The 19,195-nt window shown below is 45.0% G+C and carries 22 protein-coding genes; 11 read left to right on the forward strand and 11 right to left on the reverse strand.

Translation table 11 applies throughout. From position 1 onward, the window contains the following. Positions 1-18: 18 nt before the first annotated feature. From VGD82_RS06975 to VGD82_RS06995, 5 genes are all read right to left on the reverse strand, one after another. Positions 19-786: a UDP-2,3-diacylglucosamine diphosphatase gene (locus VGD82_RS06975; RefSeq protein WP_331019715.1), complete on the reverse strand. Its 768-nt coding sequence runs from the start codon at positions 784-786 to the stop codon at positions 19-21. A gap of 109 nt (positions 787-895) precedes the next feature. Continuing rightward, positions 896-1,387: a peptidylprolyl isomerase gene (locus tag VGD82_RS06980; RefSeq protein ID WP_135276217.1), complete on the reverse strand. Its 492-nt coding sequence runs from the start codon at positions 1,385-1,387 to the stop codon at positions 896-898. A 64-nt stretch (positions 1,388-1,451) separates the two neighbouring features. Beyond that, entirely contained in the window at positions 1,452-2,021 is a 570-nt protein-coding gene (locus tag VGD82_RS06985) for a peptidylprolyl isomerase (protein WP_331019716.1), read from the reverse strand. Between the two features lie 39 nt (positions 2,022-2,060). Then, the gene (locus VGD82_RS06990) at positions 2,061-3,314 is read right to left on the reverse strand and encodes a L,D-transpeptidase family protein (RefSeq protein WP_331019717.1); all 1,254 of its coding nucleotides are present in this window, start codon (positions 3,312-3,314) and stop codon (positions 2,061-2,063) included. A gap of 43 nt (positions 3,315-3,357) precedes the next feature. Then, a complete protein-coding gene (locus tag VGD82_RS06995; protein WP_331019718.1) occupies positions 3,358-4,356 on the reverse strand; it encodes a tetratricopeptide repeat protein in 999 nt (332 codons plus the stop codon). Between the two features lie 175 nt (positions 4,357-4,531). Between VGD82_RS06995 and cysS the strand changes: the two genes are divergently transcribed. From cysS to VGD82_RS07010, 3 genes are read left to right on the forward strand one after another with little or no spacing between them, the layout of a single operon-like run. Beyond that, complete coding sequence (cysS, locus tag VGD82_RS07000; RefSeq protein ID WP_331019719.1) at positions 4,532-5,941, forward strand: cysteine--tRNA ligase; 1,410 nt, start codon at positions 4,532-4,534, stop codon at positions 5,939-5,941. Between the two features lie 44 nt (positions 5,942-5,985). Next, positions 5,986-7,212: a bifunctional glutamate N-acetyltransferase/amino-acid acetyltransferase ArgJ gene (gene argJ / locus VGD82_RS07005; RefSeq protein WP_331019720.1), complete on the forward strand. Its 1,227-nt coding sequence runs from the start codon at positions 5,986-5,988 to the stop codon at positions 7,210-7,212. 48 nt (positions 7,213-7,260) lie between these two features. After that, positions 7,261-8,292, forward strand: a complete 1,032-nt coding sequence (locus VGD82_RS07010; protein ID WP_331019721.1) for a Nudix family hydrolase — start codon at positions 7,261-7,263, stop codon at positions 8,290-8,292. 18 nt (positions 8,293-8,310) lie between these two features. On the opposite strand, the gene VGD82_RS07015 is transcribed toward VGD82_RS07010, so the two are convergent. From VGD82_RS07015 to VGD82_RS07035, 5 genes are all read right to left on the reverse strand, one after another. Then, positions 8,311-8,832 carry a copper chaperone PCu(A)C gene (locus tag VGD82_RS07015; RefSeq protein ID WP_331019722.1) on the reverse strand — a complete coding sequence of 174 codons (522 nt, stop codon included), beginning with the start codon at positions 8,830-8,832 and terminating at the stop codon, positions 8,311-8,313. Positions 8,833-8,873: 41 nt separating this feature from the next. Then, on the reverse strand, positions 8,874-9,065 hold the full coding sequence (locus VGD82_RS07020; protein ID WP_331019723.1) for a DNA gyrase inhibitor YacG: 192 nt from the start codon (positions 9,063-9,065) through the stop codon (positions 8,874-8,876). A gap of 79 nt (positions 9,066-9,144) precedes the next feature. Continuing rightward, positions 9,145-9,903, reverse strand: coding sequence for a cell division protein ZapD (zapD, locus tag VGD82_RS07025; protein ID WP_331019724.1), 759 nt, complete (start codon positions 9,901-9,903; stop codon positions 9,145-9,147). A 77-nt stretch (positions 9,904-9,980) separates the two neighbouring features. Continuing rightward, on the reverse strand, positions 9,981-10,640 hold the full coding sequence (coaE, locus tag VGD82_RS07030; protein ID WP_331019725.1) for a dephospho-CoA kinase: 660 nt from the start codon (positions 10,638-10,640) through the stop codon (positions 9,981-9,983). Then, positions 10,606-11,475 carry an A24 family peptidase gene (locus VGD82_RS07035; protein WP_331019726.1) on the reverse strand — a complete coding sequence of 290 codons (870 nt, stop codon included), beginning with the start codon at positions 11,473-11,475 and terminating at the stop codon, positions 10,606-10,608. The genes coaE and VGD82_RS07035 overlap by 35 nt, the downstream gene beginning before the upstream one ends. A 220-nt stretch (positions 11,476-11,695) precedes the next feature. Here VGD82_RS07035 and VGD82_RS07040 point away from each other — a divergent pair, with 220 nt between their 5' ends. Further along, a complete protein-coding gene (locus VGD82_RS07040) occupies positions 11,696-12,067 on the forward strand; it encodes a hypothetical protein (protein WP_331019727.1) in 372 nt (123 codons plus the stop codon). Between the two features lie 32 nt (positions 12,068-12,099). Here the strand turns inward: VGD82_RS07040 and ispB are convergent, their stop codons facing one another. Further along, positions 12,100-13,068, reverse strand: coding sequence for an octaprenyl diphosphate synthase (gene ispB, locus VGD82_RS07045; RefSeq protein ID WP_331019728.1), 969 nt, complete (start codon positions 13,066-13,068; stop codon positions 12,100-12,102). A gap of 372 nt (positions 13,069-13,440) precedes the next feature. Between ispB and rplU the strand changes: the two genes are divergently transcribed. The 7 genes from rplU to VGD82_RS07080 all read left to right on the forward strand — a co-directional run bounded on the left by rplU (position 13,441) and on the right by VGD82_RS07080 (position 19,188). Then, entirely contained in the window at positions 13,441-13,755 is a 315-nt protein-coding gene (gene rplU / locus VGD82_RS07050) for a 50S ribosomal protein L21 (protein ID WP_015831468.1), read from the forward strand. Between the two features lie 29 nt (positions 13,756-13,784). Beyond that, on the forward strand, positions 13,785-14,042 hold the full coding sequence (gene rpmA / locus VGD82_RS07055; protein ID WP_015831469.1) for a 50S ribosomal protein L27: 258 nt from the start codon (positions 13,785-13,787) through the stop codon (positions 14,040-14,042). A 221-nt stretch (positions 14,043-14,263) separates the two neighbouring features. Next, the gene (gene cgtA, locus VGD82_RS07060) at positions 14,264-15,355 is read left to right on the forward strand and encodes an Obg family GTPase CgtA (RefSeq protein ID WP_331019729.1); all 1,092 of its coding nucleotides are present in this window, start codon (positions 14,264-14,266) and stop codon (positions 15,353-15,355) included. Next, positions 15,342-16,484, forward strand: coding sequence for a glutamate 5-kinase (gene proB, locus VGD82_RS07065; RefSeq protein WP_331019730.1), 1,143 nt, complete (start codon positions 15,342-15,344; stop codon positions 16,482-16,484). Before cgtA ends, proB begins: the two co-directional genes overlap by 14 nt. A 65-nt stretch (positions 16,485-16,549) precedes the next feature. Further along, complete coding sequence (purE, locus tag VGD82_RS07070) at positions 16,550-17,056, forward strand: 5-(carboxyamino)imidazole ribonucleotide mutase (RefSeq protein WP_331019731.1); 507 nt, start codon at positions 16,550-16,552, stop codon at positions 17,054-17,056. Further along, positions 17,053-18,207, forward strand: coding sequence for a 5-(carboxyamino)imidazole ribonucleotide synthase (locus tag VGD82_RS07075; protein ID WP_331019732.1), 1,155 nt, complete (start codon positions 17,053-17,055; stop codon positions 18,205-18,207). Before purE ends, VGD82_RS07075 begins: the two co-directional genes overlap by 4 nt. A 144-nt stretch (positions 18,208-18,351) precedes the next feature. Beyond that, positions 18,352-19,188: a prohibitin family protein gene (locus VGD82_RS07080; protein ID WP_331019733.1), complete on the forward strand. Its 837-nt coding sequence runs from the start codon at positions 18,352-18,354 to the stop codon at positions 19,186-19,188. Positions 19,189-19,195 lie beyond the last annotated feature (7 nt).

The raw sequence follows: 19,195 nt of genomic DNA on the forward strand, positions 1-19,195 counted from the left end.
CACGTAGACTAAGCTGGTTTAATTGCTGTTAAGGTTGACGCTACGGCAGCCTGATGCATCGCACACCAAGTAGCTACCCTGTTCATACCAGTCACCCAGCACCCATCTTGTGGTTGTGTTACCGTCCACTAGCAATTGGTGCTGATTTGGTCTGTGTGTGTGGCCGTGAATCAGCAGGCTAGGGTGGTTATATTCTCTTAGCAACTGGTTTACTGCATCTGGATTTACATCCATGATCGCAGCTGACTTATTGGATTTTTCTTGTTCACTGCGTAATCTAATAGCTTCAATCTGATTCTTGCGTGCCTGTAATGGTTGGCTTAAAAAATCTGCTTGCCACTGCTTATTTCTCACCTGCGTGCGGAACTGCTGGTAGGTGACATCATCCGTACATAACGCATCGCCGTGGCTTAATAGCGTAGTGTTTCCACTTAAGTCTATCAGTGTAGGGTCATTGATTAAATGTATCTGTGCCGCGTTACAGAAGTCATCGGTAATTAAAAAGTCACGGTTGCCGTGCATTAAGTAAATCAAGACGCCGGAAGTGGCTAGCTGCTTAAAACCTTGAAGGATCTGCTTGTTAAAAGCGTCCTCAATATCATCATCACCAGCCCAGTATTCAAATAAATCGCCCAGTATATAAATCGCTTTGGCTGACTTTGCCTCGGATGATAGAAATTGCAGAAAAGCATCGGTGATATGCGGACGACTCGCACACAGATGTAAATCAGAAATGAAAATAGTCACGTCTGATGAAGCGGGGCTGCCAGTGTTGAGATTAACCAAAATGTGCAGCCCCGATTTTATTGCGTTTGCCTAGTTTGCTTGGAAGTTTCAGCATATTATTTAACTGGATAAGTATTCTGCAGCAAACTAATGCTAATCAATATTGCGATTAAACGCGTGTAGCACGCTCAATCACTACGTTGCTTGAAGGCACGTCTTGATGGCCTTTAAGGCTGGTGGTAGCAACTTGTTTGATTTTATCAACTACGTCCATACCTTCTACCACTTTGCCGAACACACAGTAGCCCCAGCCGTTACCGCTAGGCGCAGTGTGGTTTAAGAACTCATTGTTTGCAACGTTGATAAAGAATTGGCTGCTTGCTGAGTGTGGTGCAGATGTACGTGCCATAGCAATAGTATATTTTTCGTTACCTAAGCCATTATCCGCTTCATTTTTAATTTCAGCCTCTGTGCTTTTTTGTGTCATGGTAGTGTCAAAGCCACCACCTTGAATCATAAAGCCATTAATCACACGGTGGAAAATTGTGCTGTCATAAAAACCGTTATCCACGTACTGTAAAAAGTTAGCTACTGTAATCGGCGCTTTTTCAGCGTTTAGTTCGATAGTGATATCGCCAAAATTTGTTTGTAGTTTAACCACGAAATTTCCTTAATAAATAATTGTTAAAACTGTTGAAGATACCTAATAAAAATTAGCGGTGTGCCTATAACGGCGTTTTGTTCACTTTAACCTGATGCACAACGATAGGTGATCTTGGAACATCGCCGTATGGTCCTACATTGGCAGTTGATGTTGCGGCAATGTCACGCACCACATCCATGCCTTTTAGCACTCGGCCAAACACGCAGTAGCCAATAAGTTGTGCATCCGGGCTTTGGTAGTTAAGAAACTGGTTGTTCTCTAGGTTAATGAAAAACTGTGAGGTTGCAGAGTCTGGGTCTGAAGTTCTTGCCATGGCAATGGTGCCTACTTCATTGGTAAGGCCGTTGTTGGACTCGTTAACAATGGGCGCGCGTGTTTCTTTTTCTGTCATGTCGGCATTAAAACCACCGCCTTGAATCATAAAGCGCTTAATCACGCGATGGAAAATAGTATCTTGATAAAAGCCGGAGTTCACATACGCCAAGAAGTTTGCCACAGTTTTAGGTGCTTTTTCAGGATACAACTCCACGATAAAGTTGCCGCGATTGGTTTCAAATACCACTTGTGGGTTGGCCGCCATAGCTGGGCTGCTAAGTAGTAATAAGGTTAGAAGAATATAGAGTTTGCGCATAGGGTTCCTTGAGTGATGATTGAAGCAGCCTAGTGGAAACTAAGCCGTACCTTCATAAATGATTTTCCAGCGGTTGCCTTCTTGAATCCAGTACTGGCGTTTTTGCATGACATTTTTTAAATGTGGGCTATTAAAACTTTGTGTGAAATCGACCACCACCAGCTTTTTCTGTGGGTCAGGATAGCTAAACATACTGATGTTTGACAGTGAAATGTCGATGTCAGGCTTACTAGCTTGCACGCGATATTTATGCTCAGCCCACTGCTGATAGTTGATACCATTGGTTGAAAAGTCTTTGGAGTAATGCGACAGGTATTTCTCTGTATCCTGTGCGCGCCAGTCGTTCAGCCAATGGTCTATTGCTGAGTTGAGTAACTCTTTTTCAGCTTCTGGTGCATCAGAGCTGTTTAACCATTCCAGATTGTTGGCAATGATAATCGGAGTTTTACCTGATTGCAGTGCAGGCTCCAGCGCTTTTAAGTCTTGATTGGCAACTACAACACAGCCATCGCTTGCGCGTGGCGGGCGGCTATAAGTGCTGCTTGGTGTGCCGTGCAGCCAGATGCCTGAGCCGTTTCTATTATGTGCTTTATCCCATTCATTAGGGTAGCTAAGCGGGTAAGCGCCTTCGCCATAAAAGTCCGGTAGTTGTTGTTTTAGTTTGGTGCTGGCAAAGTAGACGCCAATCGGTGTGCGCTTGTCGCCCTCTGTCTGTTTCTCAACACCATTTTTGCCTACGGTAATGTAATAGTCAGCAACGTATTTGAGTTGATTGTCCTGTTTTTCATACAGATACAATCTGGATTTGCTGGTGTCAATCAGCATCAAATGGCTTTGTTGGGCATTAGGTGCCAGAATCAAATTGGGTTGTTTCGCTTTGGATTGCTTGGCTAGATATCGCTCAATGCGAACGCGCGCTTCTTCCTGCAAGTCTTGCACTGCTTCTGGGCGATTGATGCTTGGGTCGCCAAACGCCTGCAAATACTTACCTTGCGCCATGAGTAAGTCGCCACGTACCAAGTGTGCAAGCTTGAAATTAGGAACGCTTTGAATCAACTGATCTATGGTATTCAGCGCTTGCTGGTGCTTACCCTCAGAAATCTCGAATAAACTTTTTACCAGTAATTCCTCTACCAGATTAGCTGCCGCGTTAGATGCGATGGCTGCTGCGCTACCGAAGCTAGCTTTAGGCAACAGGTTGCCAAAGCTAAAGCGATTCACAGCGGTTGCATTCCATGGCACCAGCGTAATGGCAGCTAATAGCGTATAGGTCAGTGCTTTGTTAATCATCATGCCTTATATTTCAATACCACTATTTCAAAAATACCATGCGCAACTAGTTGCTTGCGATTTCTTCAGTAATTAACCAGTTGTCGCCTGATTTTTTAAGCAATAGTGTTTTGCTGGTACGGATTGGTGAGCGCTTGTCAGCTTGGTAGCTTTGCTTAAAGCGTACTTTTGCTGTATTGCCTTCATTTGCGACCACCGCAATATTGTTGAGTTCAACATTGATTTTAGATGGCGCGCTAATGCGTTCGCGTCTTTGTTTTTCCCATGCTTTGTAATTTTGACCTTTAGCCGGCTTAAAGTCGTCTGCATAGCTAGCAAAGTATTTGTTTAAATCCTTGTTAGACCAAGCTTGCGCCCAACTGTTTATAGACGCTGTAATGTTGTCTGTATTGTTGCTTGCTGGATTTGGTGCTTTTTTAACTTCAGCCGCCGGTGTTGGGGCAGGAGTTGTTGCGTTTGCTGTAGTTGACGCGCTGGCAGTTTTTACAGGCTCTCTAGCGGCAATGGTAGTTTTGTTGCCGGTGCCGAACAGGTCTTTAATTAAAGATAGTTTGCCTTGCGCACGCGTGTTGGCGGTGTCAAGTTGCAACGCTTTATCATAAGCCTCGCTGGCCATACGTGCATAAATGTCGCCTAGGTTTTCGTGAGCGGTTGCATAGCTAGGATGGGTTTTAATTGCAGTTTCCAGTGCTTTGCGCGCTTTATCAAACTGGCCTTGGTCAGCATATAACACTGCTAGGTTGTTGTATGGCTCTGGCAGGTTTGGGAAGCGTTCAGTGACTTCAGTAAATGATTTGATTGCTTCATCTCTACGTCCTTGCTCAGCTAGCAATACGCCTTTCATAAATAACGCTTGTGCGTTTTTTGGGTTTGCCGCAATAAACGTATTGATGCGGTCGAGTGCTACCGCAGTTTGACCTTGGTCAGCTAGTTTTGTGATGTCTTTTAGTTCGTCTGCATATGCAATATTGAATGCAAAACTTGCTGAAGCTACTAGAACAAAGCGAGCGATTGAAGGAGTCAGTGACGCAATAAAATTATTCATTGTGATATACTTTTTGGGTGAATAAATAAAGTGTAATTCTATCAATAGCCTAAGCAACCTCCAATAGCTCATTTTGATTTAAGCCAATATATTTCTTCATTGCGCACATTAATCGGCTTGGTGGGCGCTTAGTTTCAGATAAAAACAAATAACCAACCCTCTAGCTCTTAAATATATGTTAAAAATTTACAATACATTAGCCCGCGAGAAGCAAACATTTACACCGATTGTTGCTGGCAAGGTCAGTATGTATGTATGCGGTATGACCGTTTATGATTATTGTCATTTAGGCCATGCGCGCGTGATGGTGGTTTTTGATATGGTGAGCCGCTGGTTGAGGACGTCTGGCTATCAAGTAACTTATGTACGCAATGTGACCGACATTGATGACAAAATCATTAAACGCGCCAATGAAAATAACGAAACCATTGCGCAGCTGACCCAGCGCTTTATTGATGCCATGGATGAAGACTCTGCCAAGTTGGGTGTGTTGCGCCCGGATATAGAGCCTAAAGCTACCGAGTTCGTCGGCGGCATGCTCACCATGATTACTGCGCTAATTGAAAAAGGATTTGCCTACCCAGCAGCTAACGGTGATGTATTTTATTCAGTGAGCAGCTTTCAAGGTTACGGCAAATTATCAGGCAAATCTTTAGAGGACTTACGTGCGGGTGAGCGCGTTGAGGTAGATAACTTTAAAAAAGACCCGATGGATTTTGTATTATGGAAGGCAGCAAAGCCTGGTGAGCCAAGCTGGGATTCACCTTGGGGTAAAGGTCGACCTGGCTGGCATATTGAATGTTCGGCAATGAGTTCGCATCACCTAGGTCAGCATTTTGATATTCACGGTGGCGGGCAAGACTTACAGTTCCCGCATCATGAAAATGAAATCGCACAGTCTGAGGCTGCGCATAGCCATGATGGCAAGCCATGTCAGATGGTGAATTACTGGATGCATAACGGCTTTGTGCGTGTTGATGATGAAAAAATGTCTAAATCTTTAGGCAATTTCTTTACGATACGTAGAGTGCTGGAGAAATATGATGCAGAAGTCATCCGCTTTTTTATCCTGCGCGCGCACTATCGCAGCCCGCTTAATTACAGTGATCTGCACTTGAATGACGCCAAATTGGCGCTCACGCGCCTTTATACTGCGCTGCGTGGTTTAGATGTTACTGATACCACTATTGATTGGCAGAATCCTTACGCTGCGCGTTTTAAGCTAGCCATGGATGATGACTTTAATACGCCGGAAGCAATGGCGGTGCTGTTTGATTTGGCCAATGAGGTGAATAAAACCAAGTCTGCCGAAGCGGCAAGCCTGCTTAAGCATTTGGCTGGTGTGCTTGGCCTATTGTCACGTGACTCTGACGAGTTTTTGCAGGCTAAGTCAAACGCTAGTAGTGCGATGTTAGCTGCAAATGGTGAGACGGTAGCGTTGAACGTGGATGATTTAATCACGAAGCGCCTTGAGGCAAAACAGGCCAAAAACTTTGCAGAGGCAGACCGCATCCGTAAAGAGCTGGCAGAAGCTGGCATTATTTTAGAAGATACGCCACAAGGTACAACCTGGCGTAAAACTTAATCAGCTTGTTTTTAAATATTATTTGAATTGAGTAAGGAACTGTTATGCCAGTTAAATTAACTGCACCCCTAGCTTCATCTTTATTGCCTGTTAGCGGCGTTGAGTTAGGCTATGTAGAAGCGCATGTGAGAAAACCTAACCGTAAAGATGTATTGGTGATTAAGCTTGCTGAAGGCACGCGCGTGGCCGGTGTTTTTACTAAAAATCGTTTCTGTGCTGCGCCAGTGGTGCTGTGTAAAGACTTTTTAGCGCAACAAGCTGGAATTCGAGCTTTGCTAGTTAACACTGGTTGTGCCAATGCAGGTACGGGCGAGGATGGGTTGCAACGTGCTCAGCAAAGTTGTGATGCGCTAGCTAGCTTGCTTGGTATCCAAGCGAATCAAGTGCTGCCATTTTCTACTGGCGTGATTTTAGAGCCATTGCCTGTTGATAAAGTAGTGGCTGGTTTGCCGGCAGCTATCGCTAATTTAAAGGCTGATAACTGGCTGAATGCAGCTGAAGCAATTATGACCACTGATATTGTGGCTAAAGGCACATCTCGTCAACTGAACGTGGGTGGTAAAACCATCACCATTACTGGCATGAGCAAAGGCTCAGGCATGATTCACCCTAATATGGCCACCATGTTAGGCTACGTTGCAACTGATGCTGCGATTAGCCAATCTGCACTCGAAAGTATGATTCAGTACGCAGTGAATAAGTCATTTAACTGCATTACGGTAGATGGCGATACTTCGACCAATGACAGCCTGATTTTCATGGCGACCAACCAAGCGGCTAACGCTGAAGTTACCGAAAATAGCGCAGATTACATTGCGCTGCGTGATGCATTTACCGATGTGGCGGTTGAGCTGGCGCAAGCGATTGTGCGTGACGGTGAAGGTGCAACCAAGTTTATGTCGATTGTTGTCGAGCGTGGCCAAAATGAAGAAGAGTGCCGCAAAGTGGCTTATGCCATTGCTCATTCACCATTAGTTAAAACCGCATTTTTCGCATCAGACCCTAATTTAGGCCGTATCTTAGCTGCGATTGGTTATGCAGGCGTAGATGATTTGGATGTAAATGCCTTACAGTTGTATTTGGGTGATGTGTTGGTGGCTGAAAAAGGCGGTAGAGCTGCTTCATACCTAGAAGAACAAGGCTCTGCCGTAATGAGTGAGTCAGATATCGTGGTGCGTGTGGTGCTTAACCGTGGTGATGCCGCAGTAACGATTTGGACATGTGACTTCTCGTATGATTACGTAAAGATTAATGCAGACTATCGCTCTTAAATCATCATTAAGCTGCATTTAACTCAAGCTAACAAGAAAACCTAAAACATGAGCACCAGCGCCCTTAATTTCTCCTCAGATAATTCGGCTGCAAGTATGCCTGTTTCGCAAGTGACAGAGGCAGCTGTTGGCATTATTCAGCGCGATAACGGCATGGTATTGTTGGGTGAGCGCCCAGTCGGAAAGCCCTGGGAAGGTTATTGGGAGTTTCCAGGAGGTAAAGTAGAGCCTAACGAGACGCCGGCACAAGCCCTGAAAAGAGAGTTGCTGGAAGAGTTGGGCATCGTTGTCACACGCTTTCACTCATGGATTACGCGCACTTACGAATATGAGGCGCGTTATGATCAAGCAGGAAAGTTAATCACACCAGCTAAGGCCGTCAAGCTACATTTTTTTATTGTGGTAGAGTGGCAAGGTGATCCGGTTGGTTTAGAGGATCAATTGTTAAGCTGGCAAAATCCGGAAAAGCTCACGGTGGGGCCTATGTTGCCAGCCAATAGTCCAATTCTCACTGCGCTCAGCTTAGCGTCTACTTATGCCATCACTAATTTAAAAGAAATGGGTGAGGCGCAGTTTTTTGAGCGCTTAAAGATTGCGCTGGAAAATGGGTTGATGATGATACAAGTGCGCGAACCGCACTTATCCAAGCAGGATTTAATGCTGTTTGCCGAGCATGTGATTGCGCTGGCAAAGCCGTTTGAGGCGAAAGTATTTATCAATACCGATGTAGAGAGTGCGCAGCAGCTTAACGCTTCTGGCGTGCATTTGTCAGCACAGCGCCTGATGCAGCTTACGACTAAGCCTGACGGCTTGTTGGTTGGGGCTTCTTGTCATAATGCCGCGGAGCTAGCGCACGCAAAAATGCTGGCGCTAGATTATGTAACACTGTCACCAGTTAAATCTACGTTAAGCCACCCGGATGCATCGCCGCTTGGTTGGGATGTATTTAATCAGATGATTGCCGGTTATGCACTACCTGTGTTTGCGCTAGGTGGTATGCTGCGGGAAGATCTGGATGCTGCAAGAGTCTATGGTGCACATGGAATAGCGATGCAGCGCGATGTATGGGGTGCGCTATAAGTTGGTGTGTTCTGTCAATCAGTGGCTATGGTGGTGTTCGTGATTGTCATGGTTGGCTGGGCCGCTAATATTTTCTGCGCTCTTAACCATGGCTTTTACACTTTGTTTGAATTCAACATTCTGCTTGTTTTTAAATGTCAGTTCAAAGTTCACCGTTTGTGTATCTGCTAACGGTTTTTTCAGATCGAACAGCATAAAGTGGTAACCTGCCGGTTCTAGCTTGTAAGGCTTGCCCGCAGTTAATGGAAGTGAGGTTAGCATGCGCATTTTCATCACGTTATTTTCCATTTTCATGCTGTGAATTTCCACGCTATCGCTCACGTCACTTTCAATCTTCACTAAAGTCACATCATTGGCACTGGTGATTGTCATGTATCCGGCGCTGACACTCTGTCCTGGGTAGGTGGCTTTTACCCACGGGTTGTGGATGCTAATGCTCTCTTGCGCATAACTTAGTGTGGCTGTGGCGGTAAGTATTAACGCTAAGCCATAACGCAAGTTACGCTGTATGTGGTTACGTATTAGGTGTAGCTGCGTCATTATCATATTGAACACCGTGAGATTTATCGTGGATTAAGTGCTTACTGTGTTAATTCATCAGGTAAGTCATTATCTTTTGCTACTGCCGGTATTGCGTAGTCTTCATTGGCCCAAGCGCCCAAATCTATCATTTCACAGCGTTTGCTACAAAATGGCCTATAGGCGTTAAGTGGAGAAAATTCCACTAGTTTTTTGCATGTCGGGCATGCAACCAGCCGTTTGTTTTGGGTCATATGTAGGTGCTTTGCTATTGCTTTATGGTTTAAGCATTATATCTTGAAGATGGATGTGACTTGTTTAGGCGTATTGCACTTAAAGATTACATAGCGTTAAAGTGAAGTCTACATCTTCTTCAAATTTTTGAGGTTTTTGTGTGCAGTCCAGCGTATTAAATCTAATATTGATCGCGTATTTGTTGGCGCTTACCTCAGGGAAGCAGTTGAGGTTGTCCGCAAGGTTGATTTTCAACATTTGCGCTGGTCTTACGCCGCCCAGCATTTGTTGGTAAACACCATTAGTTGCAACCAGTTTGTTGGTGCTGCCGCTACCGCGCAAAATACGTAAGATAATAATGATAGCCTGCTGCATTGGAATCAGCGGTTTGATCCATGACTCCAAGTCATGCTTTCGGCGCTCCGCACCAAGACCTAACCAGTAGTGGTAGGACGGCACATCAAACTCACATACACCACCTGGGATACCTGCGCGTTGTTTAATGCTCATTAACCATTCGTTGGCGCGTAAGGTTTGCCCGAGTTTAGTGGTTTCTGCACGTAACGCATCTGAAGCTACGCTTATATCGTCTAGTGTTGCTTCTAGCGCCTCTGCAGAAATAATAGGGTTGCCAATTAACATGCGCATAGCTGTTTTCTGGCGGTCAAGTTCTTGCAGTAAATCAACCTTGAGTTCAGCGCGGTCTACTACATCCAAAATTTGTAACAGCGTTAGCAGAGCGCAGTGGTGTTGAAACTCATGCTCTGCAGCAACGTTATGCAAAACTTTGGCAAACAAATCCTCTACGCGCAGCAGCGTGCGTATGCGTTCATTAAAAGGATAGTCGTAACTAGGCATGTTTAATCATGTAGCCAAATGCTTTTTTTCGGTTAGGCCGTTGCATTGAATTTAAAAGTTGAACTGGATTATCAAATTTATTTGCTAACTATGCAAGTCTTAATAAGTTTTTTATGGAATTCATTAATTTTTTCCGTTAACTCTTGTACGGTGCTGCTGTTATCTATGATTGCATCGGCAAGATTGCGTCTATTTTCTCTCGATGTTTGTGCGAGCATTAACTTTTTCACCTCATCGGCCGTTAGCTGGCTACGGCTCATTGCGCGCTGGATTTGTAATGACTCATCGCAATCAATCACTAAAGTTGTATTGGCAATAGATTGATAGCGCTTATTTTCAAACAGCAGTGGCACCACTAATAATTGATAGTTTGGATGCAGGTTTTGTTCATTATTTTGTAGGGTTTTCCATGCCTGTTGATAGATAGCCGGGTGCAGCAATTGTTCCAGCTTAGCCTTTTCATCGGCGTCGCTGAGGATGTGCTGACGGAGTTTGGCACGGTTAAGCGTACCATCGGCATTAAAAAAATGTGCGCCAAATATGCGCTGAATTTCCTTGAGTAACGGGCTGCCAATCGCAGTTAGTTCATGTGCAATCACATCTGTATCTACCACTGGAATGCCTAGGCTGGAAAAATGCCTAGAAGCTTCGCTTTTGCCCGAGCCGATTCCGCCAGTGAGTGCTACGACGTACATGGCTGAACTACGGTAAGTAAAGCGTGGCCAGTGATTGGCCAAAAAATAATGCAGCAATACCACCAATAGCTAAGAATGGGCCAAACGGCATGGGTACTTCTTTACCGCGATTGGTGACTACGATTAAAGCAATGCCGATGATTGCGCCTAGTGTGGAGGATAGCAGTACCACGGCAGGCAATAGCTGCCAGCCAAACCAAGCGCCAATTGCTGCTAATAGTTTGAAGTCACCATAGCCCATGCCTTCTTTGCCCCGAATCAGCTTAAATAGCCAATAAACCGACCACAGCACCAGATATCCAGCCATGGCACCAATGACGGCAGACTTTAAATCCGTCAAGCCAGTATTTAAGTTAAATAAAATACCTAGCCACAGTAGTGGCAGGGTAATGTCATCTGGTAGAAGCTGGGTGTCAAAATCAATAAAAGTCAGTGCGATAAGCGCTAACGCAAATATCCATGCCATCAAGGTGATGCTGGAATAGCCAAACTTCCAGCTGATCGCGCCAATTAAAGTGCCGGTTAGTGCTTCAATCAGAGGGTAGCGCATGCTGATCGGAGTTTTGCATCCTTTACAGCGCCCTTTCAGTGCCAAGTAGCTAATGATAGGGATATTTTCCAAAGCTGATATGTGGTGGCCACAGTGCGGGCAGGCAGAGCGCGGATGGCATAGGTTGTATTTGGTTGCAGGAGGAATCTCTTTCCCTTGCAACTCTAGGCAGTTGTTATGCCACTCTTGCTCCATCATTTTGGGTAAGCGGTGGATAACGACGTTTAAAAAGCTGCCGACCATCATGCCAATTAGCGTAGAGAGTGCGATAAATAAGGTATTGCTTTGTTGAAGGATAGTAGATATTTCATTTAATGCATCAGGCATGGCAATCCTTTAGTCGGGCTTGTTGTGGGCATCGCTTCAAGATAAAACTATAACGTGCCGTTAACTAACTGTAAACTTAATGCACGGTCTTCGCGTTGAGTGATTATAGCTATCATGGTTTAGTTTGTGGCTTCAGACTTGAAATTTAAGCAGGGTGCCACAAATATAGAGTTGGTAATTGATATTATAATAGAGCGGTAATTTGTATTAAGGACACAATATGACAGACACTAATCTTCAACTGAATGCAGCTGAACTAGTTCAGGCTGAGATGCATCACCCAGAGTGGGATGAGCCTATTATTTGCCGTGTTGAGGTTGATTTGCCAAGTTGGTTATCACAATTGGCGGGGGGTAGAGATTGGGAAGTCTATTCTGAGGCGGAGGAGGAAAACTGCATTAGTTTCGCGATGCGTGAAATTGCAGTGAAAAAGCCAAAGTTGGCAGAGGTGACGTTGTACCACAACGGATACGCTGTGGTTGATGTTGAAGGGCAGTCTTTGTTTGACGGGTCTTTAACCGCCGGCACTAGTGATTGCGCGCATCTAACTTACTACCACGCGGATAGTGGTGAGAAAATCGTCTTGAACTAAATATCAGCTTTTAGCAGAGGTTTACTCCGCGGCTAAAAGCTTCTTGTTACTGCAAAATCTGCAAGCTCAATCAGTGCTTGCTTGAATTTTGATTCCGGAAAATGCGCAATCGCCGCGCGGCATTGTGCGGATTCTGCTTCAGCAATTTTCTTTACATGATCAAGTGCCCCAGAGTTTTTCACAATTTCTACAACCTGGGTTAAATGTTCCAAGCCGCCTTGCTCAATCGCATTGCGGATAAGTTGGCTTTGTTCGGCGTTGCTGTTACGCATTGCGTATAAAAGCGGCAGTGTTGGTTTGCCTTCGGCTAAATCATCACCTAGGTTTTTACCGATGTCTTCACTGTTGCCGCTTAAATCCAGAATATCGTCTATCAACTGAAAAGCCGTGCCCAAATGCATGCCGTAAGCGGTGAGTGCGGCTTCGTCTTTTTCGCTAGCCTCGCTGATGATGGCGCCTAGTCTGGTGGCGGCCTCAAAAAGCTTGGCGGTTTTGTAATGAATTACTTGTAAATAAGCCTCATCTGAAATGTCAGCGTTATTTACGTTAAGTAGTTGTAGCACTTCGCCTTCGGCAATCACATTAGTCGCATTGCTGAGAACTTCCATGACGCGCATATTCTGTACGGCAACCATCATTTGAAATGCACGTGAGTAAACAAAGTCGCCAACCAATACGCTAGCAGCGTTACCAAATAAAGCGTTAGCTGTGCTTTGACCTCTGCGCTTGGAGGACTCATCTACGACATCATCATGCAGCAAGGTTGCTGTATGGATAAACTCAACAACCGCAGCTAATTGGTGATGCTGCGCCTGGATTTCACCAAACAAGCCTGCTGACAGTAGTACAAGCATGGGGCGCAATCTTTTGCCGCCGCTGTTGATAATGTATTCGGCTACTTGATTAACTAGAGTCACTTCGGAATGTAGTGATTGGCGGATAGTGGTATCCACCATGCGCATGTCGTCGTTTATGCAAGATTGAATGATGCTTGGAGTCACATTAATAAAACCTGTAAAATGAAATCGGATTTTATCACAGCCTATTTAAATCCTAGATTTTGAATGACATGGTTTTTTAACCATATTCATCTATATAATAATGTTTTTGGTTTTTTAAGCTGGCTGCTCCATTGTTAAGCTAAGTTTCCGTAGGCAAAACCTAGTCTATGTGTATTTAGTGGTTCTTGGGGGTTGTTTTTCTGCTTGGGGTGCAACCAAACACTTGGCTGTGCATTGCTAATTAGGCAGCGGCAGTTTACCTGACAAAATTTAATCTAATATTTTTGTGAATTTGCTAGATTAAGGTTTGCTTTACAGGATAAATTGCGTATAATGCGCGATTCTTTTGAAGTATGAGTTAAAGGCATAATCATGTATGCAGTAATCAAAACTGGTGGTAAACAATATCGCGTAGTTCAAGGCGAAAGATTAAAAGTTGAGAAACTAGAAGTTGAAGTTGGCGGCACAGTTACGCTAGATCAAATTCTTATGGTTTCTGACGGTGATAACACAACAATTGGTTCTCCAATTATTAAAGGTGCTACTGTTAAAGCAACGGTTGTTTCACACGGCCGTGGCGACAAAGTAATGATTTTTAAATTCCGCCGTCGTAAGCACTACCGTAAAACACAAGGCCATCGCCAAAGTTATACGGAAATTAAAATTGAAGCAATCGCTGCTAAATAAGCAGTTATCGTTAAGTTAAGGATTAAATCATGGCACACAAAAAAGCAGGCGGTAGTTCACGTAACGGTCGCGACTCACAAGCCCAACGTTTAGGCGTTAAAGCATTCGGTGAGCAATTTGTTTCAGCTGGTAGCATTATCGTGCGTCAACGTGGCACTAGAATGCACGCTGGTGAAAACGTAGGTATGGGTAAAGATCATACTTTGTATGCTAAAGCAGACGGTAAAGTGAGCTTTACAATTAAAGGCGCATTAAAACGTAAAACTGTGAATATTATTCCAGCTTAGTTTTTTGCGATAATTTAAGAAGCCCTGTCGTTTGATAGGGCTTTTTTATTTGGTACGCGCTGGCAGAATGTTTTTTCAATTCGTGCGTTCTTGCTAGTTTGTTATGAGGTAGTGTTTTTCTTATTGAATGGTAATGCGCTTGTCATTACACTTTATAAAATCTCCTACAAAACATAATCTTGCGCGATAATTACATGAACTGATTATACAGTCTGGGTATTATGAAATTTATTGACGAAGCTACTATTAAAATCTATGCGGGTGACGGCGGTAACGGCGTAGCTACGTTTCGTCGTGAAAAATACGAGCCGATGGGTGGCCCTAGCGGCGGTGATGGCGGCCGTGGTGGTTCTATCATTATCGAAGCAGATCGTAACATCAATACTTTAGTTGATTACCGTTATACCCGTAGCTTTAGGGCTGAGCGTGGTGAAAATGGGCGTAGTGCTGAGTGTTATGGTGCTAAAGGCGAAGATATGATTTTGCGTGTGCCGGTTGGTACCGTAATTTCCGATAAGTCTAGCGAGCAAATGCTGGTGGATTTAAGCGAGCATGGTCAGCGTGCGCAAATGGCAACTGGCGGCAAAGGCGGCTTGGGCAATGTGCATTTTAAATCCAGTTTGAATCGTGCACCGCGTCAATGTACTAAAGGTGAGCCTGGTGAAGAGTTTGAGCTTTATTTAGAGCTTAAAGTGTTGGCTGATGTGGGTTTACTGGGCATGCCTAACGCAGGTAAGTCTACATTTATACGCTCTGTGTCTGCAGCTAAACCTAAAGTTGCCGATTATCCGTTTACGACATTGCATCCTAACTTGGGTGTAGTGCGTGTGGATGCTGAGCGTAGCTTTGTGATTGCGGATATTCCAGGAATTATCGAAGGTGCGGCAGAGGGGGCTGGTTTAGGTCATCAGTTCTTGCGTCATTTACAGCGTACCTCATTATTGCTACACCTAGTTGATATCGCTCCATTTGATGAGGCAGTTGATCCTGTGCATGAAGCGAAGGCGATTGTAGAGGAGCTCAGAAAGTATGATGAGGCGCTTTACAATAAGCCACGCTGGTTGGTCCTGAATAAGATTGATATGTTGCCAGAGTCTAAACAGGTGGTTGAAGACTTTGTGAAGGCTTATGGCTGGGAAGGGCGCGTGTTTGCAATTTCTGCCATTAGCGGCATTGGTTGCAAAGAGCTGACCTATGCCATCATGCAGCATATTGATGAAAGTAAACAGCATGTAGAAGATGCTGTTGAGAGTAAACAAGAAGCCGTGGTAAGTGCTATTGCTGATAAAGAAGCTGGGAATGAAGTCGTCTGAATTTAACTCTCTAGTGCTAGATGCAAAAGTCATTGTAGTGAAAGTAGGCTCTAGCCTAGTCACTAACAATGGCAATGGTCTTGACCAGGTAGCTATCGCTGAGTGGGCCGCGCAAATTGCTGCGCTGGTACAGCAAGGCAAGCAGGTTATTTTGGTTTCAAGCGGTGCGGTGGCTGAAGGCATGCAGAGGCTGGGTTGGAAAAAGCGTCCAGTCGCTGTCAATGAGTTGCAAGCTGCTGCGGCGGTCGGCCAAATGGGCTTGGTGCAAATGTATGAGCGCTGTTTTAGTCAGCATCAGTTACATACTGCGCAAGTATTGCTTACGCATGATGATTTGGCTGATAGAAAGCGCTATTTAAATGCACGCACCACATTGCGCACTTTACTGGACTTAAAAGTTATTCCGATTATTAATGAGAATGACACGGTTGTAACTGATGAGATTAAGTTTGGCGATAACGATACTTTAGGTTCGTTGGTCGCTAATTTGATCGAGGCTGATACTCTGGTGATTCTAACGGATCAGCAAGGTTTGTATTCTGCGGACCCGCGTAAAGACCCCAATGCTCAATTTGTGCAGCATGCAACGGCAGGTGATTTGGCTTTAGAGCAAATGGCTGGCGGTGCAGGCAGCAGTGTAGGTACTGGCGGTATGTTGACCAAGATTTTGGCAGCAAAGCGTGCTGCGCGTAGCGGTGCGCACACCGTGATTGCTTCTGGTCGTGAACATAACGTACTTGTACGTTTGAGTGCTGGTGAAGTAATTGGCACCCATCTTGAAGCAGCGCAGATGAAGATTGCTGCTCGTAAGCAGTGGCTTGCGGACCACCTACGTACTAATGGTAAATTGGTGCTGGATGCGGGTGCTGTGCGCGTACTGGTGACTGAAGGCAAAAGTTTGCTGCCAATAGGTGTAACTGCGGTTGAGGGTTATTTCGAGCGCGGTGATGTAGTGGCCTGTGTAGATGTTGATGGTCATGAGATCGCACGTGGTTTGGTCAATTACTCTGCGAGTGAAACCTCGCGGGTGATGCGTAAGCCTAGTCAGCAGATAGAATCAATTTTAGGTTATGTGGATGAGTCTGAATTGATTCATCGTGACAATCTGGTCCTGTTAAAGCAAGGCTAAGGTTGCAATAGGAAAGTCGTTAGTTTAATTAAATCCTCTAGTTCTAATTTAGATTACATAAAGGAATGCATGTGGCAAATAATCAACCGTTGGTAGCCATTATTATGGGGTCAGACAGTGATTGGCCTGTAATGAAGAATGCTGCGCAAATGCTTGCTGATTTTGGTGTGGCTTATGAAGCCAAAGTGGTTTCAGCACACCGTACACCTGATTTGATGTTTGAGTTTGCAGAAACGGCTGCCACTAAAGGTATTCAAGTGATTATTGCCGGTGCGGGCGGGGCTGCACATCTGCCAGGTATGGTTGCTGCTAAAACTACGCTGCCGGTTTTAGGTGTGCCAGTGCCATCTAAGCACTTGCAGGGTCAGGATTCGTTATTGTCAATCGTGCAGATGCCAAAAGGTATTCCAGTTGCAACGTTTGCTATAGGTGATGCGGGCGCTGCCAATGCAGGTTTATTTGCGGTATCGATACTTGCTAACCAAGATGCTACGCTGTCTGCTAAATTGGCAGAGTTTCGTACTAAACAAACAGAAAAAGTATTTAACATGGAGTTAAGCGACAAACCATGAGTCAATCTTCTATGATTCTTCCACCAGCAATGCTGGGTATGTTGGGTGGCGGTCAATTAGGCCGTTTTTTTGTGATTGCCGCACATGAAATGGGTTATAAGGTGACGGTGCTAGACCCTGATCAAAACAGCCCAGCTGGCAAAATTGCTGATGTACATATCTGTGCTAAGTACGATGATGCTGATGCATTAGCTAAAATGGCAGCCACTTGCCAAGCCATTACCACTGAATTTGAAAATGTGCCTGCTGCAACCTTGAGGACATTGGCGCAGGCTGTGCCGGTGCGACCATCTGCAGAGGCGGTTGGTATTGCGCAGCATAGAGTGAGTGAAAAGAATTTTCTGAAAGAAGCCGGCTTGCCGGTGGCGCCTTATGCAGTGATTGATGCCGAGTCAGATTTACCGGCGGATGATAGTGAAATTTATCCAGCTATCCTTAAAGTGGCAAGATTTGGTTATGATGGTAAAGGCCAGGCGCGTGTTGCCAATTTGAGCGAAGCTAAGGCGGCTTTTGCTGCATTCTCTCAAGAAGAGTGTGTGCTGGAAAAAATGCTGAAGCTGGATTACGAGGTTTCTGTGGTGCTTGCGCGTGATGTAAATGGGCATGTTGCAACTTTCCCTACTGCTGAAAACAGCCATCTAAATGGTATTTTGGATATCTCTATTGTGCCGGCACGTGGCAGTGATGCAGTGAATCATCAGGCGCAGAAGTTAGCAATCAGCGTGGCTGAAAAGCTGCAATATACTGGCGTGCTGGGTGTTGAGTTCTTTGTGTGTGACGGTGAGTTGCTGGTGAATGAAATTGCGCCACGTCCGCATAACTCAGGCCATTACACTTTGGATGCATGTATTACCAATCAGTTTGAGCAGCAAGTACGTGTGATGACAGGCTTACCATTAGGTAGCAGCCGTCAGCACAGTCCAGCTGTGATGGTTAATCTGCTTGGTGATATTTGGCCAAGTGAAGCGCCGCAAACCGAGCCAGCTTGGCAATTAGCGCTGGGTGCTCCTACGCTTAAAATGCACCTGTATGGTAAAGCGGAAGCGCGTGCGGGTAGGAAAATGGGTCACTTCACTGTACTGGGTACCAATCGTGATGATGCAATTAAATTGGCGATGCAAGTGCGCTCTGAACTCAAAATCGGCGAGTAAGCATAGTTAATCGTCTGCAAGACCCAAGACCTGGTCATGATGTGACTAGGTCTTTTTTTATGTCCTTTTTATTTGATTTAAGATTTTTATTAAGAATTTGGTACTATTTACTTACTAATAACTTTAAAAAAATAGAGAGACATTATGGCTATACTCAATAACCCCTCAGTTCAGTCTCAATCTGGCGCAATCAGGGCAATTAAATATGTCGCGATATTGATTGCAGCACTCATCCTTATCTCTTGGCTGAATCCGTTTGTGGTCATTAACGCAGGTAACCGCGGCGTGATTACGACTTTCGGTAAGGTTAATCCAACAGTGCTAGAGGAAGGGCTGCACCTCCGTATCCCAATCATGCAACAAGTGACTGAAATTAATGTACAAATTCAAAAAGGTGAAGGAGACGGCGATGCAGCTTCGCGTGACTTGCAACAAGTGCACGCCAAGATCGCACTTAACTATCATTTGATTCCAAACCGCGTAGCTGAAACCTATCAAGCGATTGGTGATTTGAACTCTGTGGGTGACCGTATTATCATTCCTGCGGTACAAGAGGCAACCAAAGCCACTACCGCTAAATACACAGCGGAAGAACTGATTAGCAAGCGCCCAGAAGTGCGCGATCAGATCAGCCAGTTCATGCGTGACAGGCTGTTGCGTCACGGCATTCAGATCGATGAGTTCAGCATCGTCAATTTCCGATTCTCCGAAAGCTTTAACCAAGCCATTGAAGCCAAAACGACCGCTGAGCAATTGAAGCTGAAAGCTGAGCGTGATCTGGAAAGGATACGCGTAGAGGCTGAACAGAAAATCGCATCAGCCAAGGCGGAGGCCGAGTCACTGCGCTTGCAAAAACAAGAAATAACACCGGATCTGCTGAAGTTGCGTGAGATAGAAAATCAGCGAGTGGCTCTGGAGAAATGGGATGGCCGTTTACCGCAGGTCACAGGTGGTTCTGTACCCCTCATCAATATTAAGTAAGTGAGAT

Origin of the sequence: Methylotenera sp., from assembly GCF_036401095.1 — a bacterium.
In the GTDB taxonomy this organism is placed as follows: Bacteria; Pseudomonadota; Gammaproteobacteria; order Burkholderiales; family Methylophilaceae; genus Methylotenera.

What these genes read in the sequence shown, in the direction of transcription:
- VGD82_RS07075 (WP_331019732.1), top strand. Translation starts at nt 17,053, where the DNA reads ATGAGTCAATCTTCTATGATTCTTCCACCAGCAATGCTGGGTATGTTG.
- VGD82_RS07015 (WP_331019722.1), bottom strand. Translation starts at nt 8,832, where the DNA reads ATGACGCAGCTACACCTAATACGTAACCACATACAGCGTAACTTGCGT.
- cgtA (WP_331019729.1), top strand. Translation starts at nt 14,264, where the DNA reads ATGAAATTTATTGACGAAGCTACTATTAAAATCTATGCGGGTGACGGC.
- VGD82_RS06995 (WP_331019718.1), bottom strand. Translation starts at nt 4,356, where the DNA reads ATGAATAATTTTATTGCGTCACTGACTCCTTCAATCGCTCGCTTTGTT.
- zapD (WP_331019724.1), bottom strand. Translation starts at nt 9,903, where the DNA reads ATGCCTAGTTACGACTATCCTTTTAATGAACGCATACGCACGCTGCTG.
- argJ (WP_331019720.1), top strand. Translation starts at nt 5,986, where the DNA reads ATGCCAGTTAAATTAACTGCACCCCTAGCTTCATCTTTATTGCCTGTT.
- VGD82_RS07035 (WP_331019726.1), bottom strand. Translation starts at nt 11,475, where the DNA reads ATGCCTGATGCATTAAATGAAATATCTACTATCCTTCAACAAAGCAAT.
- VGD82_RS07010 (WP_331019721.1), top strand. Translation starts at nt 7,261, where the DNA reads ATGAGCACCAGCGCCCTTAATTTCTCCTCAGATAATTCGGCTGCAAGT.
- purE (WP_331019731.1), top strand. Translation starts at nt 16,550, where the DNA reads ATGCATGTGGCAAATAATCAACCGTTGGTAGCCATTATTATGGGGTCA.
- VGD82_RS07080 (WP_331019733.1), top strand. Translation starts at nt 18,352, where the DNA reads ATGGCTATACTCAATAACCCCTCAGTTCAGTCTCAATCTGGCGCAATC.
- rplU (WP_015831468.1), top strand. Translation starts at nt 13,441, where the DNA reads ATGTATGCAGTAATCAAAACTGGTGGTAAACAATATCGCGTAGTTCAA.
- proB (WP_331019730.1), top strand. Translation starts at nt 15,342, where the DNA reads ATGAAGTCGTCTGAATTTAACTCTCTAGTGCTAGATGCAAAAGTCATT.
- VGD82_RS07040 (WP_331019727.1), top strand. Translation starts at nt 11,696, where the DNA reads ATGACAGACACTAATCTTCAACTGAATGCAGCTGAACTAGTTCAGGCT.
- VGD82_RS06985 (WP_331019716.1), bottom strand. Translation starts at nt 2,021, where the DNA reads ATGCGCAAACTCTATATTCTTCTAACCTTATTACTACTTAGCAGCCCA.
- cysS (WP_331019719.1), top strand. Translation starts at nt 4,532, where the DNA reads ATGTTAAAAATTTACAATACATTAGCCCGCGAGAAGCAAACATTTACA.
- VGD82_RS07020 (WP_331019723.1), bottom strand. Translation starts at nt 9,065, where the DNA reads ATGACCCAAAACAAACGGCTGGTTGCATGCCCGACATGCAAAAAACTA.
- rpmA (WP_015831469.1), top strand. Translation starts at nt 13,785, where the DNA reads ATGGCACACAAAAAAGCAGGCGGTAGTTCACGTAACGGTCGCGACTCA.
- VGD82_RS06990 (WP_331019717.1), bottom strand. Translation starts at nt 3,314, where the DNA reads ATGATGATTAACAAAGCACTGACCTATACGCTATTAGCTGCCATTACG.